11 protein-coding genes are annotated in these 20050 nt (G+C 57.1%); 9 read left to right on the top strand and 2 right to left on the bottom strand.

Annotated elements, in window-relative coordinates; translation table 11 throughout:
- On the top strand, window positions 1-702 hold a 702-nt coding region (locus FE784_RS28070; protein ID WP_139605566.1), incomplete at its 5' end, for a DUF4183 domain-containing protein.
- A 499-nt stretch (window positions 703-1201) separates the two neighbouring features.
- On the opposite strand, the gene FE784_RS28065 is transcribed toward FE784_RS28070, so the two are convergent.
- Window positions 1202-2545: an FAD-dependent oxidoreductase gene (locus FE784_RS28065; protein WP_139605565.1), complete on the bottom strand. Its 1344-nt coding sequence runs from the start codon at window positions 2543-2545 to the stop codon at window positions 1202-1204.
- 125 nt (window positions 2546-2670) lie between these two features.
- Between FE784_RS28065 and FE784_RS28060 the strand changes: the two genes are divergently transcribed.
- Complete coding sequence (locus tag FE784_RS28060; RefSeq protein WP_139605564.1) at window positions 2671-3705, top strand: LacI family DNA-binding transcriptional regulator; 1035 nt, start codon at window positions 2671-2673, stop codon at window positions 3703-3705.
- 46 nt (window positions 3706-3751) lie between these two features.
- Here the strand turns inward: FE784_RS28060 and FE784_RS28055 are convergent, their stop codons facing one another.
- Entirely contained in the window at window positions 3752-5209 is a 1458-nt protein-coding gene (locus FE784_RS28055; RefSeq protein WP_139605563.1) for an extracellular solute-binding protein, read from the bottom strand.
- Window positions 5210-5646: 437 nt separating this feature from the next.
- Here FE784_RS28055 and FE784_RS28050 point away from each other — a divergent pair, with 437 nt between their 5' ends.
- The 7 genes from FE784_RS28050 (at window position 5647) to FE784_RS28020 (ending at window position 19473) form a co-directional block, all read left to right on the top strand.
- Window positions 5647-6954 (top strand): ABC transporter substrate-binding protein, encoded by a 1308-nt coding sequence (locus FE784_RS28050; protein ID WP_176706578.1) that lies wholly within the window; start codon window positions 5647-5649, stop codon window positions 6952-6954.
- A 55-nt stretch (window positions 6955-7009) separates the two neighbouring features.
- Window positions 7010-9361 (top strand): hypothetical protein, encoded by a 2352-nt coding sequence (locus tag FE784_RS28045; protein ID WP_139605561.1) that lies wholly within the window; start codon window positions 7010-7012, stop codon window positions 9359-9361.
- A gap of 451 nt (window positions 9362-9812) precedes the next feature.
- Complete coding sequence (locus FE784_RS28040; protein WP_139605560.1) at window positions 9813-13676, top strand: heparinase II/III domain-containing protein; 3864 nt, start codon at window positions 9813-9815, stop codon at window positions 13674-13676.
- Window positions 13677-14241: 565 nt separating this feature from the next.
- Window positions 14242-15567, top strand: coding sequence for an ABC transporter substrate-binding protein (locus FE784_RS28035; RefSeq protein ID WP_176706577.1), 1326 nt, complete (start codon window positions 14242-14244; stop codon window positions 15565-15567).
- A 58-nt stretch (window positions 15568-15625) separates the two neighbouring features.
- On the top strand, window positions 15626-16507 hold the full coding sequence (locus FE784_RS28030; RefSeq protein ID WP_139605558.1) for a dihydrodipicolinate synthase family protein: 882 nt from the start codon (window positions 15626-15628) through the stop codon (window positions 16505-16507).
- 24 nt (window positions 16508-16531) lie between these two features.
- Window positions 16532-18340 (top strand): sialidase family protein, encoded by a 1809-nt coding sequence (locus tag FE784_RS28025; RefSeq protein ID WP_139605557.1) that lies wholly within the window; start codon window positions 16532-16534, stop codon window positions 18338-18340.
- A gap of 38 nt (window positions 18341-18378) precedes the next feature.
- Window positions 18379-19473 carry a sialidase family protein gene (locus tag FE784_RS28020; RefSeq protein WP_139605556.1) on the top strand — a complete coding sequence of 365 codons (1095 nt, stop codon included), beginning with the start codon at window positions 18379-18381 and terminating at the stop codon, window positions 19471-19473.
- Window positions 19474-20050 lie beyond the last annotated feature (577 nt).

Genomic DNA, 20050 nt, shown 5'->3' with positions numbered 1-20050 from the left:
ACTGGAGCAACAGGAGCAACTGGAGCACCAGGGGCAACGGGTGCCACGGGAGAGACAGGGGCAACGGGAGCAACAGGAGCAACGGGAGCAAGCGGTGCAACGGGAGTCACGGGTGCCACGGGAGCAACTGGTGCGACAGGGGCAACGGGAGCAAGCGGAGCAACGGGATCGACAGGAGCAAGCGGGGCCACGGGAGTGACTGGATCAACAGGTGCCACGGGAGTGACGGGAGCAAACGGAGTCACGGGAGAGACAGGAGCAACAGGGGCCACGGGAGAGGCAGGGGCGAGCGGAGCTACGGGTACAACTGGAACAACAGGGGCACCGGGAGTAACGGGAGCCACTGGAGTAACGGGGGCGCCGGGAGCAACAGGAGCAACAGGAGCAACAGGCACGGTTGCCGGCGTCACTATCGTTCCGACCGTCCAACGATTTTTTTCCGTTGCCGCATCGGATGTAACAACGCCCGTAACGTTTCCGGCCAGCCAGTTTACGGACGATAGCGGCGCGGCCGTCAGCGCTTTCCCCGCCATCGGAATGAACGGATACAGCAATCTTTTTATTAACGGGATGCTTCAAGAGGCCAGCTTGTATACGTTAAACACAACGGGACTTGCGATCGAATCGACGGGAGATACGATTTTAGAGCGCACGCCGCTTGCCGTCGAGATCGTGCAATTAACGGCTCAAATCGTTCCTTGAGCGGAAACCGGCAAACGATTCAGGAGCTCGGGCGCATGAGTATTCATCCGTCCGAGCTCCTGTTTGTGCAATGCCTCATCAGTATCTGGACTGAACCAACAAAACTGCCGAGATCGTTAGCTTCTTTTTCTATGCACGCATAATCCGCATACAACCTGGTGGCCCCTTGATGAAGCGGGTGCAGCGTGTTGCCTGTAAATAGAGGAACTATTTTCCGCTATGGTCCCGATTTCCGTTACACGTTTGAAAATAGCGGAACAGACATCCGTTATCTCGAACTGTGGGGTTGAAAATGACCGTATACAGCGGAATAGCGGAACGGTTTTCCGTTATGTTGCCATCAACACGAGTACTCGGGTCAATAGCATACTCCAGTTCCGCTATTTGTTGGATTCGCGGTCCCTCAAGGCGCCGGCAAAGGAAGGCAGCCTGCTTTCCCCGATCATGCGATGCATGCAGTTCTGTACGCTAATTATGCTGTCTTAGTTTTCCTAACGCCTCAGCGAATAACGGCGTTCCCGGCTTCGAGCTCGCGCTGCAGCTCCCGGATATCGACGTCCGCCGGCCGGACGCCGTGCTTGACCGCGAGCCCCGCCGCCGTACCGGCCGCTTGTCCGGTCGCCATGCAGCTGGGCGTCAGACGAGTTGTCGCCAATGCTTCGTGCGTCGTCGAGATGCACCGGCCGGCGGCCAGCAAATTGTCGACCGTTTTCGGAAGCAGGCAGCGGTACGGAATGTCGTACGCTCCGTCTCCTTGTACCCATGCGGCCGTGACTCCTTTGCCCGACGGATCGTGGATGTCGATCGGATATCCGCTGCGCGCGATCGCGTCGTCGAAACGCAGCCCTTGCACGACATCGTCCACCTTCAGCGCGTACAAGCCGTCGATGCGGCGTGTTTCGCGGATGCCGATCTGCGCGCCAACGTCGGAGATCGAAGCTTTCTCGAAGCCGGGCAGACGCTGGGTCATAAACTCCGCCACCAGCAGCACCTGCTTGCGGCCGAGCTGCTCCGCCTCGGTCAAGTCCTCCACCTTCGTGCCGTCCAGTCCTTGCACCCGGGTCGTGTTGACGAGCACCTCGTCATCGTTGGGCCCGGTGAACATGAGCACGCCATCGCGATTGATCGGCAAATCCGCTTCCTTCCAATGCTTATAAAATCCCATAATACCCGACAACGGAAGCTGCTCCAGCTCATCGAACGGCGTTTTGGCGTAAAATTCGTCCGGATGGTCCAGCATATACCGCTTGACCTTGGCCAAATCGACCCCGCGCATCCGGAACTTCATCGTCATCGGCTGCGTCCGCTTGTCGCCTTCACGCCCTTGCAGGCAAGGCGCGCCGGACAGGAAGGCGACGTCGGCATCGCCGGTCGTATCGACGAATACGTTGCCGCGAACGTCGATCTGCCCGGATTTGCTGGACAGCCGGACCGACTCGATCGATTGGCCGGCCATGCGCACGCTGTCGACGAAGCAGTGGAGCAGCAGCTTGACTCCCGCTTCCTTCAGCATGTCCACCGCAACTACTTTGTAATATTCCGGATGATAAGGCGTAATCGTGTGCACGAAGCCGACCGTATCCCGAACGTGCCCGGGAGACGCGTTCCGTTCCGCCAGCCGGTCGATAATTTCTTGGGCGATTCCTTGAATGACCTGCCGCCCGTCCATCGTATGAAACGTCATCCACGGATATACGAGTGCCGCCGTCGACATCCCTCCGATAAATCCGTACTTCTCGACCAATACCGTCCTAAACCCGCTGCGTCCCGCCGCGATTGCGGCTGCGACTCCCGCAGGCCCTCCTCCGCAAACGACGATGTCCGCTTCTATCGTTTGAACCATGATCCTCTCTCCTTCGGCTTCGAATAAACTTATCGTAACAGCGGGGAGCCGTTTTCGTTAGTTTAAATTTAGTTTAAAATGAAACCAGAGCTTATACCGACCAACAACCGGAAGGGGAGAGAGCCGTGTCCCGTAAAGAAATAACGCTCCGGCATCTTGCCGACGAGCTTGGCTTAACGATACAGACGGTGTCCAAGGCGCTTCGCGGACGTCCGGGCATGTCCGAAGAAACCCGCAGCAAAGTCATCCGGCTCGCCCGCAAGCTCGGCTATATTACGAAGGAGCAGGTCGATTCGCTGATCGTCGACCGAATCGCTCCCTATCCGTACGTCCAGCGGCGGTTCGTGCTTATCCAGAACGACGGGTCGCAGAACCATAATCGGCTATTGCTGAAAGGGCTGCACGAGAGGTTTTGGGAGATCGGCCACACGGTGGAGCCGGTGCTGCTGCCGGGAGAGTTGAAGGCGGGCGACTTCGGGGATTGGGCGGAGTCGAAAGGCTTGTCATATGCGGAAGGCATTTTTATCGCGCCCCGACTTAGCGTCCATTCGCTGGAGGAGAAGCTGCTGAGGCTGCCCGTCCCCCGTATCCTGTTGAATTATCCGTCGCCGGAATCGAAGGTGGACTGCGTCATCTGGGACGTCTATGAGGCGATATACCAGTCGGTCAGGCACTTGAGCCGCATGGGTCACAGCCGCGTGATGTATGTGGGCGACATCGAGAGCCAGCGCGGATTTATACTGCGATGGCAGGCGTTTGCCGAAGCGATGAGGGAAGCGGGCAACGAAGTAAGGCCGGAAGAGCATGCGATCGTCCGGCAGCCTGCGGACGACTGGCTGCGCCGGTTCGAAGCGGCATACCGCCGCTACCGGCCGACGGCGATCCTGTGCGGCATCGACGAGGAGACCGCACCCGTATACTATTCGTTATTGAAAATGGGCGTCCGTATCCCCCAAGACTGCTCCCTCATTGCACTATTGAACGAGCAAACCGAGCATTTGCCGCTCCTCACGCGGCCGCTGCTTCTCATTCGGGAGGCCGGTTACCGTGCGGCGGACCGGATGCTGTGGCGAATCGCCAACCCTCATTTGCCCTATGAGGAAATCCGGCTGCGCGGGGACTTTTACGCGGGCAGCACCGTTCTGAAGCGGCTTGAATAGTCCGAACGAAACACCCCCTGCTCTCTGCCCGAGAATCAGGGGGGCGTCAACCGCCGGCCCCCGCTTGAACGCGACGCAGAGCGGGTGAGCCCGCAATGGCGTCGATTTCGTCGCACAGCGTCCGTTCGTCTATGAGGTCGGTCCAATATTGTTTGAGCGTTTCGTGCAGCCCGCGAATGGCGCCATACGGCAGCTTCAAATCGTCGAGTCTGCGAAAATTGGGGATGATGTCCCGGTACAGGTTATATCGGGAAGGGCGGTTCATGGAATGGTTCCCGCTAAGGGGAGCTTCCGCCGCCGGCTTCAATCCGGGAATACTGAGCGCATGCTCGCGGATCAGCTGCTGGGCGCGGGGCGACCACAGGTAGTCGGCCAGGCATTGGGCTTCCGCTTTATGCTTCGACTGCTTGTTGACCGCGACGGCCGTAACGGCCAACAGCGTCCGCGGAACATCGATGCAGGGCAAGGAAGAGATGTCATATTCGAGATCGGAGGCGGCGAACCGGTTGAGCGCTTCATAGCCGGTAACGATCATCGAGGTTCTCCCCTGGATAAACAAAGTTCCGACATCGCCGTCGGAGCTGTACAGCGGATCGGGAAAAATGGCGTGATTCCGGATGATGCTCTTGCTCAGACGGATGCCTTCCAGCCATTTCGCTCCGGTCCCCCGGCCGCCCTTCGGCTTGCCGGAGCTTTGTCCGATCCCGCTCTGAAGAAGGAATAGCGGCCAACGTTCATCCATGTTCACGTTGAAATGCAGCCCGTGGCGCCGACCGGGCACCGACAAGCGGGCTGCCTCGTTTATGGCGTCCGCCCATGTCCAGCCGGCGTCGGGCTCCATGACCCCGGCCTCGCGGAAATGCCGCAAATTATAAGCCAGAATCAGCGGTGAAAAGACAAGCGGTCTGGCATACAGCACGTTTTGCTCGGTAAAGGCTTCGCTCAGGAAGGAGTACAGCTGTCCGTTCTCCGGTTGCGGCTCCAAGGCAAACGTATATCCCTCTTCGACGATTTCCCGAAAATGCCGGTCCTTCACCGTAAATAAATCAATAAGTCCGTTATCCAAGCCGGGCTGCAGCGTATGAAGGAAACGGTTGTCGGAATGGAAGGCGACGACCTCCACGCGAATGTGCGGAAATTGCTCCTGAAAATCATGCAGCAGACGGGAAAGCAGCAAATCCCTTTCGTTGATCGAATAACAGCCGAGCATCAGCGTAACGGCGGCGCGCGCGGCGGATCGGGAGCCGGACTCCGTCTCCGGGCCGGATGACGTTACGATGCTCCCCACTCTCGGGATTTTCTCGATATATCCTTCCGTTATGAGCTGCTCCAGTCCTTTGCGCACCGTTTTGTTGCTGAGCTTGAATTGTTGGGCCAGCGTTTTTTCCGGCGGCAGATAAGTGCCTTTTTTGTACTTGCCGCTTCTAATCCCTTCGCGCAGCTGATCGACCATTTCGTTCAGACGGGAGCGAAACGTTCTTCTGCCGGACTCCGATGAGCTCATCCATCATTCCAACTTTCGCTAGTTGTTGTGAAAAATAGCCATAATACCGTTATCATAGCGAAAAAAGAGCGGATTGTACAGCACGTTGATTCCCAATCGAAGACGCATTTCGGAGCAGTTTCGCCTTGGCGCAGCAATATGCCTGTAAGGCGGCCATGCGGAGCATTGCCGATCGAGGCAAGGGAATTCGCTCTTTAACAGGTGCGATTAGGCGATAACTGGAAATTTTAATCGGGAAAAATTGAGATTGACATGATTTGACGATCCGTTTTATGATAATTGTACATCAAAGGGAATCAACAAGAGGAAGCGGGAGTTAGAAATAATTATACGATGAGGAGGTTGTACCAGCAGGAGTTTTCAATCTTTTAGGAATCAAGGGGAATTAATTGTCGAATGATGAACACGTATGATCGGACAGAAGGGGAGAGATGAATATGCAGCTAAAATTTCGCATGCCGTTGCTGGCGGGCGGAATGTTGATCGCATTGGTTGTAAGCGCTTGCGGAGGGGATTCCGGAAACGGGAAAGGAGAGCAGTCCAAAGCGGATGGACAGGAAACCGCTTACCCTCCCGCCAAGCTGGTTGTCTACTCGACGAGCGGCTGGACCGAGGAGGCGTTCAACGAAAGATTCGGCGACGCCATCCGCAAAAAATTTCCGCAGCACGAGTTCTCCTACATCCAAAGCAAGGCAGGCTCGACTTATCCGGACTTGATCTCGACCCAGCAGCCGATCGACATCGTATGGGAATCGATCGCGCTGTTTCCGCGGGGGCCGCTGATGTATGACATGCAATACGACATGACCGAACTGATGAAGCTGCATAAGGTCGATACGAGCCGGATCGAGCCGACGATGATCGATTTGATGAGAGAGATGTCGGGCGGCAAAATGTACGCGCTGCCTGTCGTGAACAATACGGTCGTGATGTACTACAACAAGGACATCTTCGACAAGTTCGGCGTCGCTTATCCGAAGGACGGCATGACTTGGGACGAGGCGCTGGAGCTGAACCGGAGACTTTCCAGGGTAGACGGCTCCGTCGAATACGCGGGTCTCGGTCTCGGGCACTTTTTCGCCACCAACGGACTGTCGCTCGGCTTTGTGGACCCGAAATCGGAGAAGCCGTCGATCACGGACGACAAATGGAAAACGCTTTACCAGACGTATATGCGTCTTGCCGAGCCTCAAGTGTACAAGGACAAGGTGCGCAAGCTTAACAAAATACCGGACGTCAATTCTTTCGTCAAGGATCGCGATGTGGCGATGCTGGCGGCGCTGGCCAATACGCATATGACCCAGGATATGGCGACGATGAACTGGGATGTCGTCAAAGTGCCGACTTTCAAGGAGGCTCCGCAGACCGGTCCGCAGTCGTATCCGACCTATTTCGGCGTGTCCGGCATCAGCAAGCATAAGGATCAAGTGATGGAGGTCATCAAATATCTCGTATCCGACGAGTATCAGCTGGAGGTGTCCAAGAAAGGTACGCTGCCTGTTGTGAAAAGCGCCGAAGTGAAGGAGGCGTTTGCCAAAGAGACGTCATTCGGCGGCAAAAACGTGAAGGCGGCCCTTTACGACCGTTTCGCCCCGATCGCCCAGAAGACGATGTACGATTCGGCGGTAGAAAAGGCGTACAACAAAAACCTGATCAAGCTCGCGCTGGGTGAAATCGACCTGAATACGCTGCTGCGCACGGCCGAGGAGGAAGCGGTCAAAGCGATCGCGGAGCTTAAAAAATAAAGACGGCGTCGAAGACGGAATACGATAGCCGAATCGATGGAACGGGGTGCGGAGAGTGACCGGAGCTGGAACGAACGACTACTTGATGCTGTTGGAGAAATGGATAAAGGGAGCGGAGCCGTACTTGTACGAATGCCCGGACCGGCCGGAGCTGACGTGTTACGGCACGGGGGAAAACACGTGGGGCGTGCAGACGAACCAGAAAGCGTTCGCCGCATATGCGATGCTTGCCGCTGATTCCCGATTCGACGAAAGGCGCGCCGGACGCAGCCGGGAGAGCGTGCTGGACACCGCTCTCCGATTGCTGCGGTATTGTCTCCATACGCATAAGGAGGGTACTTACACATGCACGGACGGCACTTCATGGGGACATACGTGGATCAGCGTTCTCGGAACGGAGCGGATGATGCATGCGGTTGAAGCAATCGAGGCGTTTTTGTCGGAGGAGGACCGTTCGCTGCTGCGGCGGGTAATGCTGTCCGAGAGCGATTGGCTGCTCGATCATTATACGATCGTGGCGGGCTTGTACAACAAGGACGGGAACAATAAGCCGGAGAGCAATTTATGGAACGGGGCATTCCTGCACAGGACCGCGACTATGTATCCGGATGCTCCGAGGGCCGATGCTTACAGGGAGAAGGGCAGCGACTTTCTCATCAATTCGGTGTCCGTTCCCGCGGATGCGCTGTCCGATTCGACGATCGACGGCAAGAAAGTGTCGGAGCGGCATGTAGGAGCGAATTTTTTCACTTCGTACGGCTTGAATCACCACGGCTATTTGAATGTCGGGTACATGGTCATCTGCTTATCGAATATGGCGATGCTGCATTTTGCCTTCCGGCGCAGAGGAATCGCGCCTCCCGAGTCTTTGTACCATCACTGCCGGGAGCTATGGGATGTCGTCAAGCAGTGCACGTTTCCGGACGGGAGGCTGCTGCGGATCGGCGGAGATACCCGCGTGCGCTATACGTATTGTCAGGATTACGTCATCCCGGTATGGCTGATGATGGCCGATTTGTACGGCGATTCGGACTGCCTTCGGTTCGAGGAGGGGTGGCTGCGGCAAATCAAGTCGGAGATGGAAGCGAGCGGGGACGGCACGTTTTTGTCATACCGGTGCAAAGCGCTGCAGCAGGCTTCTCCGCTGTACTTCTCCCGGCTGGAGTCGGATCGCGCCGCGGCGCTGTCGATGGGGCTGGCTTGGCGCGAGCTGGCTATCCGCGACGGCAGGTCGAAGGAGCAGGTACCGCCGATGACGATACACGGTACGGAATCGACGTCGGCAAAGGCTGGCTTGCAGTCCGAAGCGCAAACCGCAACCCTGCTCGCGGCCGCTTCCGAGCCTGCAAGCGTCCCGGATTCAACGCCGGACGCATGGCATGACGAATATCATGGCGCCTACTTGCAGCGCGGCGAACGGAGAGTCGCCTCCTGGGTATGGGATTCGGCGGAGAAGCCGCAGGGGCTGTGCCTGCCGCCGGATGCCAGCGATATGGCGGAATGGCGGGAAAACTTGGCCGGCCAGCTGAAGGGGCTCGGTCAACTGACCAACCAATCGCTCGAGACGCATGCGGGCTTTACGTTTCCGGGAGGGTTTCTGACGTGGGGCAGTACGATCGTCCATACCCGGTTGCTGCTGGCGGAAGGGCAGCAGGACGAGCAGATGGCCCGAAGCCGGTTCGTATGCGCGGCTCTTCCCGACGATTCGCACATGATCGTGCTGCACCGTGCCGTCGCTTTGCGGCAAAGGACGGTTTTCAAAGCGATTAAAGGCTTGAACCTGCTCGTGCCGAACGATGTGTTCAATGACAATCACCGGACGTATTATCACGAGAACGGCAAGCTGCTTGTCCATGGATACGGGAGCGCGGAGGAGGTCGTGCGCACCGGCTCGCGGTGGTTGAATATCGACGACCGGTTGGGCGCGATCGCCGTATACGGAGCGGAAGAGATGGCGATTTGCCGGCCCGGCCGCAGACAGATCGGCATAAGCGACAGCGCAAAGACGGCCGGCATGGAGAGGACGCTGTACGCCGACCAGCTGTGCGGCCCATGCGTGACCGACATCAAGTCGGTTGCCGGAGGCGACGTCGTTATGGATACCGGCTATGTGCTGCAAGCCGGGCACGGGCACGAGCATACCGCCCGCTATGCCAACTCCGATCGTCATCTCACCGTGCTCGGGTTCTCTTCCGTCCATCTGCGCGGCATCTATGTGCGGGGCGCAGACGGACGCGAGTACGTGCTTGCCGCCAATTTCGGCGAGACTGCGGAAGCGATGCCGATTTCTTATGCGGGCGAATGGAAGGATGTGGCCACTGGAGAGAGCCTCCTGCGTCCCGGCCCGTCCGGAGGGGCGTTGCTGGAGCTTGCTCCCGGGGACGCGCGGCTGATTCGAATGGGTTAGCGGCAGTATCTTATTCAATCGGAAATTCGGATCATCGGGGTCACGCGTTTGCGTGGTCCCGTTGTTTCGTTATGGGGTATAACGCCGACCTGTAGGCTTCGGAGGAGAGGGGGCGGGGAGGTTGTACAATAATGGCATGTAAAATCCGGTTCACTAATGAAACTCGGTCTCGGTGAGTGTGCGACCAAGTCGAAAGCGCGGACATATGGCCCGCGTTTTTTGGCGCTGCGCCATTTTCTGCTGGTCAACTACGCGAAGCAGGAGTTATAATGGAAATGCATACAGGTTGATTACACATATGATACATGTATGTTACACATGCGGACTAAGCTTTTTTCCGTCAAAGGGGGTGGAACAAATTTCACTGTAAGCGTTGTCATGAAGTTGAAGCATGGACACCGAGATTCGGCCTCATGATCCGTTCGAACCGACATAACGGGAGGGAAACTTTATGCACTTATCGTACCGACGTCCATTATATGCTCTGCTTTGTTTTCTGTTGCTGCTCTCCATGGCGCCGACCTTATCGCCCGGCATCGCATCGGCCGCGATTCCCGGCAGCGACTATACGATGCCGGACACGTCCGTATACTACTTCGGGAACGTCCCGCCGGGAAAGCCGGCAGTAACGCTCGTAGGCGATCCGAACGCGGCCCCGAAGGTGACGACCGCTACATACGGAGTCAAAATCCAGTCGACGCTGACGGCTGCTTCGCGCACGTTCGAATTTGTCGTACCCCAGGCCGGAACCTACATGCTCAGGCTGGGCGGCATGACCGCTACGGACGGTGGAACGGCCGACGTCGGCATCGACGGGGCGAAGCTCGCCCGTTACGGGTTCTACAGCGTGACGGGGCAATATCCGCGACCCGATCAATATATCGGGCAATTGTCGCTCGCGGCGGGCGTGCATACGATTACGTTGAGCGTCACCCATAAAGGCAATGTCATCGGAAACGGGACGGGAACGTCCATGTATCCGGCCCGCCTCGTATTGACCGATCTTGGCGCCGTGACGAACAGCAAGACCCGCCGGACTTACTATACCGACGAGAAGCTGGCCGCCGCCCGTGAAAATGTACAGCTGTACGATTGGGCCGCCGCCTTGCGGAACGGCGTGCTGGCGAAAGCGGACGCTTTCGTGGCGCTCGGCTACGACAATTTATGGAAGCTTGTCCCGACGCAAGCGATTCCGCGCAGCTACAATACGAACCAATTGACCGGCAACTTCAGTCCGGTATCCGGCGATTTGAAAAGCTACGGCAACTACCCGTGGAAGGCCGACCCGCTGAACGAGCCTTGGAAAATCGTCGATCCCGCGAGCGGCTACAAGTTTCCGACGAACGACTTCGGCGCCTATTATGCCAGCGGGCTCGACGCCCGCGGCAATTTCGATCCGACCTTGGCGGATCGCAGCCTGCTCGTCAACACGCTGTATCCGGACAAGGGTCCGACATGGGGCGTTGACGACGGCTACGGCTGGGTCGATCCGGCCACGAACAATCGGTATACGTTCATCGCCTACTACGCCCACTGGTTCGCTTGGTACAGCGGTACCGCCAATATCAATTCGGCCCTGAGCAACCTGCAGAGCGCATACATTTACACCGGTGACGAGAAGTATGCCAAGGCGGGGGCCGTCTTGCTGGACCGTATCGCAGACGTATATCCTTCCATGGACGTAGCCGAATTCAGCAATGCCGTATACGTCAATTCCCACGGGGGAACAGGCGACGGCAAAGTAGTCGGATCCATCTGGGAAACGTCGCTCGTCAAAGTATTCACCGGCGCCTACGACGCTTTCTTCACCGCCTTCGACGCGCCTGACGTCGTCTCGTTTCTGCAGGCCAAAGGCCAACAGTACGATTTGCCGTTGAAGCAGAACGGCTCGCAAATCCGCCGCAACATCGAGGACGGCATCCTGCGGCAAGTCGCGCCCGGCATGTACTGGGACCAAATTCGCGGCAATAACGGGTTTCACCAAAGCGCGGCAGCATTGGCCGCTGTCGTCCATGACACGCTGCCGGAGACACAGCAGTGGCTCGATTTCGTGTTCCAGCCGGGCGCGTTCGTCAATTCGATTCCGCGCCGCGTAACCGGGGGGAACGTCTTGTTCAGCATGGTGAACGACGTCGACCGCGACGGTCACGGCAACGAAGCGGGTCCGGGCTACAACCGGCTCTGGATCGGCAACTATTTGACTGTGGCCGACGCTCTCGACGGTTATGATAAATATCCGTCCGCCGACCTGTACGAGAACGTGAAGTTCCGCAAAATGTTCCAGGCGATGTATCCGCTTATTATGCTCGGCAAATATACGCCGTCGATCGGGGACAGCGGCACGACGGGCCAGCCGGGCGTGTTGGTGGATAAAGCCCAATCGATCGAGGCGTTCGAGCAGTTCGGCGATCCCGTCTATGCTCAGCTTGCCTATATGCTGAACGGCAATAAAACGGACGGCATCCATTCGGACGTATACACGTCCGACCCGAACAAGGTCGCCCGCGACATCGAAGCGGTTATCCAGCAATACGGTCCGCTCGATCTCGACAGCACGAACTTGACGGGATACGGACTGGCCGGACTTCGGGACGGCGAGATCGATGCCGGAACCGACACGCGGCGAGCCTTATGGATGTATTACGGCCGTACGAGCGGCCACGGCCACAGGGATGCGCTGAATCTGGGCCTATACGGCTTCGGACTCGATTTGATGCCCGACTTGGGCTACCCGGAGCAAGCGAACGCCACGGACGTCAACCGGTTCGAGTGGGTGCAGAATACGATCAGCCATAATACGGTCATGGTCGACAAGCAGAAGCAAGCGGCGTTCTGGGACGGCACCCCGGTGCATTACGACGATAGCCCCATGGTAAAGCTGATCGATGTCGAATCGCCGAAAGCGTATGCCCAGACCGAACGGTATAGACGGACGACGGCACTCGTCAAGGTCGACGGGGCAAATTCGTACGCGGTCGATTTTTTCCGCGTCAAAGGCGGCAATGAGCATCATTTCAGCTTCCATGCGGCCGAAGGCGCCGTAACGACCGAAGGGCTCGATTTGATCGCGCAGCCGACGGGCACCTATGCCGGGGCCGGCGTTCCGTTCGGGCAGCGTCCGGCGGGCGACAGCGTCACCGGCAGCGGGTACGCGGGACCGGGCTTCCATTGGCTGAAAAACGTTCAACGGGACAACGATCCGTCAGGCAAGTTCAGCGTTGACTACGATGTCGTGGATACGTGGAACGCGACCCCGCAGGACGACGACGTCCACGTCCGCCTTACGATGCTCGGGGAAGCGGACGATGTCGCGCTCGCCGACGGAGTGCCTCCGCAAAACAAGCCGGGCAACCCGGACAGCGTCAAATATGTGATCGCACATCGCAGCGGAACGAATTTGGACAGCACCTTTACGTCGGTGATAGAGCCTTACAAAGACGCGCGTTTCATTAGCGATATCCAAGAAGCGACGGTTGCGGCGGAACCGGGCTCCGTCGTATCCGACGTGTACGGCACGCGTGCGGTCAAGGTACAGCTGACTAACGGCCGCACCGACTATATCGTCAGCTCGATAAATCCGGAGGGGACTTTCCTTATCGACGGCAAGGTCCGTTTCCAAGGTTCGTTCGGCATTTACTCCGAGAAGGATGACCTGCCCGTGTTCACCTACGTGAACGACGGCGCTTATATCGGCAAAATCGGCACTTCCTACGCAAGCGCGGGCGTAAGCCGCCTGCAGGGAACGATCGTCGACTTCACGCGAGAGCTGTCGATCGCAAACAAGCTCAAGGTGCAGCTCGATTTGCAGGGGCAAGCTCCGAACGATCTTGTAGGGAAATCCGTGTTCGTGCAAAATGACGGAAAGCGCAATGCGGTCTATTTGATCCGGGGCGTCCAATCGCTCGGCGGGAATGCGTACGAATTCGACCTTGGCGATATTACGCTCGTGAGAGCATATGCCAGCGCGACGGATTTGAATCAGGGCTTCGTCTACGACGTTGCCCCGGGGAATGCGTTCGTCATTCCGCTTCCGAGGCAGCAGCTGTATTTATCCGACGTGACGATCGTATCTTCCAAGACGGAGCTGGTCAAAAACGAAACCGTCAACCTGCAGGTCAAGGGAACGTATGCGGACGGTTCCGCTGCCGACTTGACGGGCTACAACTTCAATTGGGAGAGCGAGCACCCGAATATCGCCAACGTAAACGGACAGGATCGGCTGAAGGCCCATAACATAGGTACGACCGAGATTTCGACTACGGTAAATGTAGGCGGAATTCAGCGAAAAGGAAATTTGCAAATTACGGTAAAGTAAGGCTGTTGCGCAGAAGGAAAGAGGCTTGCCGCTCGCGGTCCGCTCCGCGGGAGGGCGAGCCTCTTTTTTCCGCTTTTGCATACAGGCTCTCGATGAACAGTCACTAATACGCATAACCACAATATTCCAACGCAGACAAAACGCCATTGAACGGTGAAGTTCTCGCCATTCTGATCGAGCGGTCGCTCGCGCTGCGAACGGTCTCATCGTTCAACTCCGAATGCCGCTTCTTCGGAGAGGCCGCGATCGGCGGTTTTTCGCAGCCAAGCCCGATAAAAACTTATTGACGATACCGGATTTAACTTGTATCCTAAAATTAAGAAATCGGTGTTATGGTATGACCACTATATTCGAATGCCTTTCGGAATTCGAAATAAATTATTTTTAGCATAATGTTGGTCTGACCATAATACATTATTGTTTTGGGAGGTGATCCGATCCGTTAGGATGAAGGCAGCCGGCAGGAGACAGTCCCCGGATGGAACAGGTTGATATCAGAGAAAAGGGTTTGGACCAGGAGCAGGAAAAGGGGAACCTTTCATAAGAAAACGAGGAGATGAGTGTAATGCTCTCGAGAAAAAAGTTGCTTATGATCGCCATTTGCTTTGCGGTTACCGCTTGCGGAGACAAGCAAAATACGGATTCCGCTCCGAACGACGCGGGTAAATCGACCGATACCGCGGCAGACCCCAAAAAGATAACCGATACGCCGACCGATCTGTACATCGCCTATCCGGGAAGCGGAGAGAAGGATGAGCTGTTCATGCAGCGGTTCGGCGAGCAGATCAAGAAAAAGTTTCCGAACTATACGCTGAAATATGTCCCGCGGATCCTTGCGGAGGGAACGAATTATTACGCATCGTATCTCGCTTCCGGCGCGCCGATCGATATTATGATCTCCTCTCTCGGCACGACCACGATTTATTTGACCAACCTGAAGCTTGAAAGCGATATCAGCGATCTGATCAAAAAGTATAATTACGATCTTGCCCGGATCGAGCCGTCCTTGATCGATATTCAGCGCCAGCTCGCGAACGGGGGGATTTACGGACTTCCATGGACGAGCGGAAGCTTCGTTTTCCTCTATAACAAAGACATATTCGATAAATTCGGAGTCGCTTATCCGAAGGACGGGATGACTTGGGACGAGACGTACGAGCTGGCCAAGAAGCTGACCCGGACAGACGGCGGAACGTCGTATAAAGGCTTTGCGTTCCAATTCGAAAACGCGATGGGTACGAACCAATTGTCCGCTCCGTATTTCGATTCGAAAACCCACAAGTCTAAATTTCTTGAGGACAACTTCATCAAAGCTTTCGAGAATATGGCGCGCTTCTACAAAATTCCCGGCAACGAACCGCCTACCGTCGGCGTTCCCGTCGCCTTCCAGAAAGATAAGACGGTTGCGATGTTTATGGGCACGAGCGGTCAAATCAAGCCGACGGCGGAGCAGGTGCCCAACTGGAACACGGCATCCACGCCGGAGATGCCGCAAAAACCGGGCGTCGGCTTCCAGGCGGCTCCGGAGTATTTCTACATCACGAGCATGAGCAAATCGCGGGATGCGGCCTTCCAAGTACTAGCCTACATCGCTTCGGACGAATTCCAGGAATGGATGGGCAGAACGACCGCAATACTTCCGGTGTCGAAAAATCCGGATAAGCTGATGCAAACGTTCGGCGCCGATTTGCCCGGCTTCCAAGGGAAAAACGTGAAGTCGCTCATCCCCCGCACGTACGCCCCGCTGACGATAACGCCGTATTTGACGACCGGCAATTCGGAAATGACGACCGCGCTCAAAGATTACTTGGGCGGCAAAGATTTGAATACCGCATTGCGCGAGGCGGGAGAACGCGCGGATAAGCGCATTGCGACCGAGCAAGGGAAATAAAGGTTATCCGAACATATAGAAAAATTGGCTATGCGCCAAATAGGGAGAGAGAAAATACATGGAAAAACAAGGCTTTTATCCGGCACTGGGTACACCGCTTGACGATGCGGGGCAAGTCATCGTCGCCAGTCTGCAGCGTCACGTCGAGGACCAAATAAATGCCGGCGCGGCCGGGCTGCTCGTAATGGGATCGATGGGGCAGCAGCCGTATATTCGAAACGGCGAGCCGGTTAAAATCGCCAAAGCCGCGGTCCAGGCGGCGAAAGGAGCATGCCCCATGCTCATAGGCGTCATGGACAATTCGATCGGAAGGGTGAAGGAGCGGATCGGACAGCTCGAGGGACTCGACATAGACGGCGTAGTAGCGACGACCCCGTTTTATTACCCTATGACCCAGGGGGACATTATAAACTTCTTCACATCGCTCGCGGCATATTCTCCGTATCCGGTATACTTGTACGATTTGGCGGTCGTGACGCAAAGCAAAATAACGGTCGGCACGGCGGCTCATCTGATGACGGTGCCGAACATTGCCGGCATCAAGACAGGCGATCTGACCACGGCGAGAGTGTTGTCAAGAATGCGGCAGTCCGTCAATCCCGAATTCAGTATCATGTTCAGCGGGCTCGACGTGTTCGACGCGGCTTACGGCTATGGAATCCGTGAAAATTTGGACGGCATGTTCAGCTGCGCCGCCGCCATCGCTTCCAGAATGTACAAGGCGCTTGAGTCCGGCGACGGCGCTCTGGCGGCGAAATGCCTCGACGACATTTTGCTGCTCCGCGACACGTTCGTGGAAGTCGGCGTGTTCCCTGGATTTACGCATGCGATGAATTTGCTCGGATTTGAAGGAACGTTTCACCCGGACTACATGCTGCCTATCGATGAGGCGGGTCGGGAAAAAGTGAAAGCATGCATGCAGCAGGTGAAGCTCATTTAAAACAATGAAGCGGGAGCTGCCGATATGGACCTAGGAAAGGGCTTGGGGCGCAATTCATCCGGGAGAGGCGATATAAGGGGGCCGGAGTATCTCGGAAACGCATTCGGTCCCGAAAGCAGTGCCGTCAGTTTGCCCGACGGAGCCGTTCGTTTCTTTTATACCGACAAAAGGGCCAAACCGTCCAACGTATATTCGCGAACTTCTCGGGATTCCGGGAAAACGTGGGGGGAGCCGGTACTGGAATTCCGCACCCCGGCCGTACCGTATCCGGAATCGGATAGTACTCCAATCGACACCCAGACGTGGTATTCTACGGCTTCCCTTGTGGATGCCGACGGGGAAATCCATGTCATGTTCCAAGTGTATTACGGAGCCGGAACGATAGGCTTCAGCCGATTTATGGACGTGTACCATATCAAAACGAGGGATCGGCGATCCGCCTGGTCGACTGCCGTCCCGATCCGTTCCCGCATATGGTGCGGGGCGGCCAAAGGCCTGACCATGGTCGACAGAGGCGAAGGATGGCGTATTCTGGCAACGTTCGGCGAATGGAAAGTTCCTCCCGTTCCGGGGGAGGGGGTGTTGAATAGCCATGTATATTATTCCGACGACGGCGGCTCCACGTGGACGGAAGCGGAGTACGCCGACGGCAGGCCTTTGCATTCCCCGGTACGGCCGGATTTCAACGGGGCCAGCTATGGCGCGATAGAAGGGAGCATCGTCGAGATTTCTCCCCGCCTGCTGAAGATTTTTATGAGGACTCAGACGGGATATGTATATGAATCGGTTTCCGCCGATTATGGCAGTACTTGGTCAGAGGCGATGCCTTTCCGACTCTTCGGCTCCAGTTCTCCCGCTTATGTGACGAAGCTGGCGGATAACCGGGTTGTCGCTTTCTGGTGCAATCAGCCCCAGCTTCCGCTAATCGACGCCGCGGGAGGCGGTGCGCTGGGTATTTACAGCGGCAGGGATGCTCTTCATGCGGCGATTTCGGATGACGGCGGGACGACTTGGAAAGGCTATCGCGAAATATTTCTGGACCCGCGAAGGAATGAAACCGCCATAAAAGGCGACGTCGGGGTATCTTATCCGGATGCAACCGAGATGGCCGACGGGAATTTATTTCTGACGACCGGGCAAGGCAATACGACCGCGATGATCCGATTTGCACCGGATTGGTTGTACGAAACGAGCCGTTCGGACGATTTCGCCAAAGGACTCGACTGTTGGTCGACTTACACCGTATACAATCTGGAGTACGAGACGCCGGGTCTCGGCAAAAAACCGCCGAGAACCGAGGGAGCCTGTCTCGTCGATCATCCGGATCGGGCGGGGGCCAAGGCGCTCCACGTTCGCAAAGCCGATTCGCGCAAGCCGGCGGACGGAGCCATTTGGAATTTTCCGGGCGGAAACGGCATCCGGGGCGTGCTGCGTCTGCGTGTGAAGTTCAACCCCGGCTTTGCCGGAGCCCGGATTTCATTGAACGATGCCTTCTACGATCCGTGGTACTCGGACGGCGAGAAATACGCGATTTTCAGCTTATCGGTACAGCCGGACGGCACGATCGACGGCGGCGCCCGCTTCGAATTGGGTCAGTGGCACACGCTGACGTTGGCATGGAGCTTGGAGGACGGCAGCTGCGAGGTGTCCGTCGACGATGGAAAGCCGCTCGCTTCCTTGGCGCTAAAACGTAAGCCTTATCGGGGGACGCCGATCTGCTACTTGCGATTGAAATCGGGAGCGGCGGAAACGTCGTCGGATCTTTGCGGATTTTTAGTGGACTCCGTATTCGCCGATACGGGCTTGATTCGTTCGGGACACGATGCGCAGTAGCGGGCAAGCAAGTTGAAGCCGAAAAGGAGGAAAGACAGATGCTGCATAAAAAGGGAGACATCGTCTTGGATCTTCGTCCGGGGGAAGGAAATCCGCGCAACAGCGAAGGGGCTTTTCTCGATTTGAAGGATGGCCGGCTGCTGCTCATTTACAGCCGCTTTATCGGGGAATCGAGCGGCGATGCGGGGCTTGCTTGTCTAGCTGCGAGATATTCCGGCGACGATGGGGAGACGTGGTCCGAAGACGAACTGATCGTGCGGCCGGAGGAGCACGATGCGATGAACCTGATGAGCGTGTCGTTGCTGCGCATGCTGAACGGGGATATCGGCTTGTTCTACCTAATTCGTTACGGTTTGCACGATATGAGGCTGCACCTGAGGCGGTCGGCCGACGAAGGAAAGACGTGGGGCGAAGCGGTATGCTGCATTCCCGGTCCCGGCTACTACGTAACGAACAATGACCGGGTTATCCGGCTCGCGAGCGGGAGATTGGTCGTTCCCGCAGCTTATCACAAAGTGCGCGGCGATAGCAGGACGGACTGGAAGTCGTTGGATGTCAGGGGCGTCGCCCATTTCTACTTGTCGGATGACGACGGAGTGACTTGGAGAGAAGCAAAGAGCTACTGCGTCCTGCCTTACTCGCGCACGATCAGCGGGCTTCAGGAGCCGGGCGTCGTCGAATTGAAAAATGGCAGCTTATGGGCTTGGGCCAGAACGGACGTGGGCTGCCAGTACGGCATGTTTTCAGCTGACGGGGGCGAGACGTGGAGCAGTCCGGAGCCTACGCCGTTTTCCTCGCCCTGCTCGCCGCTGTCGCTTAAAAGGGTTCCGCAGACCGATGTGCTTCTGGCCGTCTGGAATCCGATTCCCCATTACCAGACACGGGAATACACGAGAATTTCCGGGGGGCGCACGCCTCTCGTAGGGGCGATTAGCAAGGACGAGGGGCTGACGTGGACGGATTTTTTCGCCGCCGAGCTGGAGGAGGACCGCGGAGGCTATTGCTATACCGCGATTCATTTCACCCGGGACGCCGTGCTGCTCGCCTACTGCGCCGGAGAGCCGGAGGACCGCTCGCGCCTGGCCCGGCTGAAGGTGCGCAAGGTCAGCCTTTCGGAAATCGTCCCTTCCTGAGAAGCGGCGGCACGGCCCGCTATGCTTCGCTTGCCGGAATCGGTTGAATATAGGTTGCCGAGTCCCCGCCGATATCCGGGCAGCTGGATATGCTGTATAAAGATGCGACAGACGGCGGGATAGATTCGTTACCGCTGTTTCAGCGATCAAGAACAAGTTTCCCAAGAAATTTGCAGGAATCGTTAGTTCCATAACGGACCCTACCCATGCAGGAGACGCCCCGGTTTGCCGAACCGGGGCGTCTTCTGTGCGTTTGGCGGCGCATGGCCAAGGAGTGAAAGTCTCCGGTGAAGAAGCCTGCAGGAAAAGCCGCAATGGCAGGCGAACCGGCCGTCCTTGCCGGCGCCGGCCCTGACCCAAAAGGCAGGGACTTGGTGCGAAGCCCGGAACCGGCGCAAGAGAAGGGCGTTGAAATAGAAAGCGCGCGCCACGACGGCATCATTCGCATGCAGGAGGGCGCGCCTCGCCTAATCGGGTAAGGCCGGCTGCTGTTGCCGGCGCTTTGCGGCACAGCGAATCCGACAAATAGCGGAACTGGCGTATGCTATTGACCCGGGCACTCGTGTGGTTGGCAAAC

It is taken from the genome of Paenibacillus hemerocallicola (assembly GCF_006265175.1).
Taxonomy (GTDB): Bacteria; Bacillota; Bacilli; order Paenibacillales; family NBRC-103111; genus Paenibacillus_AB; species Paenibacillus_AB hemerocallicola.
This window is presented reverse-complemented; position numbering and strand designations above follow the sequence as displayed.

Bases quoted from the DNA above. Each gene is read 5' to 3' on its own strand.
- FE784_RS28065 (WP_139605565.1), bottom strand. From the start codon at position 2,545: ATGGTTCAAACGATAGAAGCGGACATCGTCGTTTGCGGAGGAGGGCCT.
- FE784_RS28055 (WP_139605563.1), bottom strand. From the start codon at position 5,209: ATGAGCTCATCGGAGTCCGGCAGAAGAACGTTTCGCTCCCGTCTGAAC.
- FE784_RS28050 (WP_176706578.1), top strand. From the start codon at position 5,647: ATGCAGCTAAAATTTCGCATGCCGTTGCTGGCGGGCGGAATGTTGATC.
- FE784_RS28040 (WP_139605560.1), top strand. From the start codon at position 9,813: ATGCACTTATCGTACCGACGTCCATTATATGCTCTGCTTTGTTTTCTG.
- FE784_RS28035 (WP_176706577.1), top strand. From the start codon at position 14,242: ATGCTCTCGAGAAAAAAGTTGCTTATGATCGCCATTTGCTTTGCGGTT.
- FE784_RS28030 (WP_139605558.1), top strand. From the start codon at position 15,626: ATGGAAAAACAAGGCTTTTATCCGGCACTGGGTACACCGCTTGACGAT.
- FE784_RS28025 (WP_139605557.1), top strand. From the start codon at position 16,532: ATGGACCTAGGAAAGGGCTTGGGGCGCAATTCATCCGGGAGAGGCGAT.
- FE784_RS28020 (WP_139605556.1), top strand. From the start codon at position 18,379: ATGCTGCATAAAAAGGGAGACATCGTCTTGGATCTTCGTCCGGGGGAA.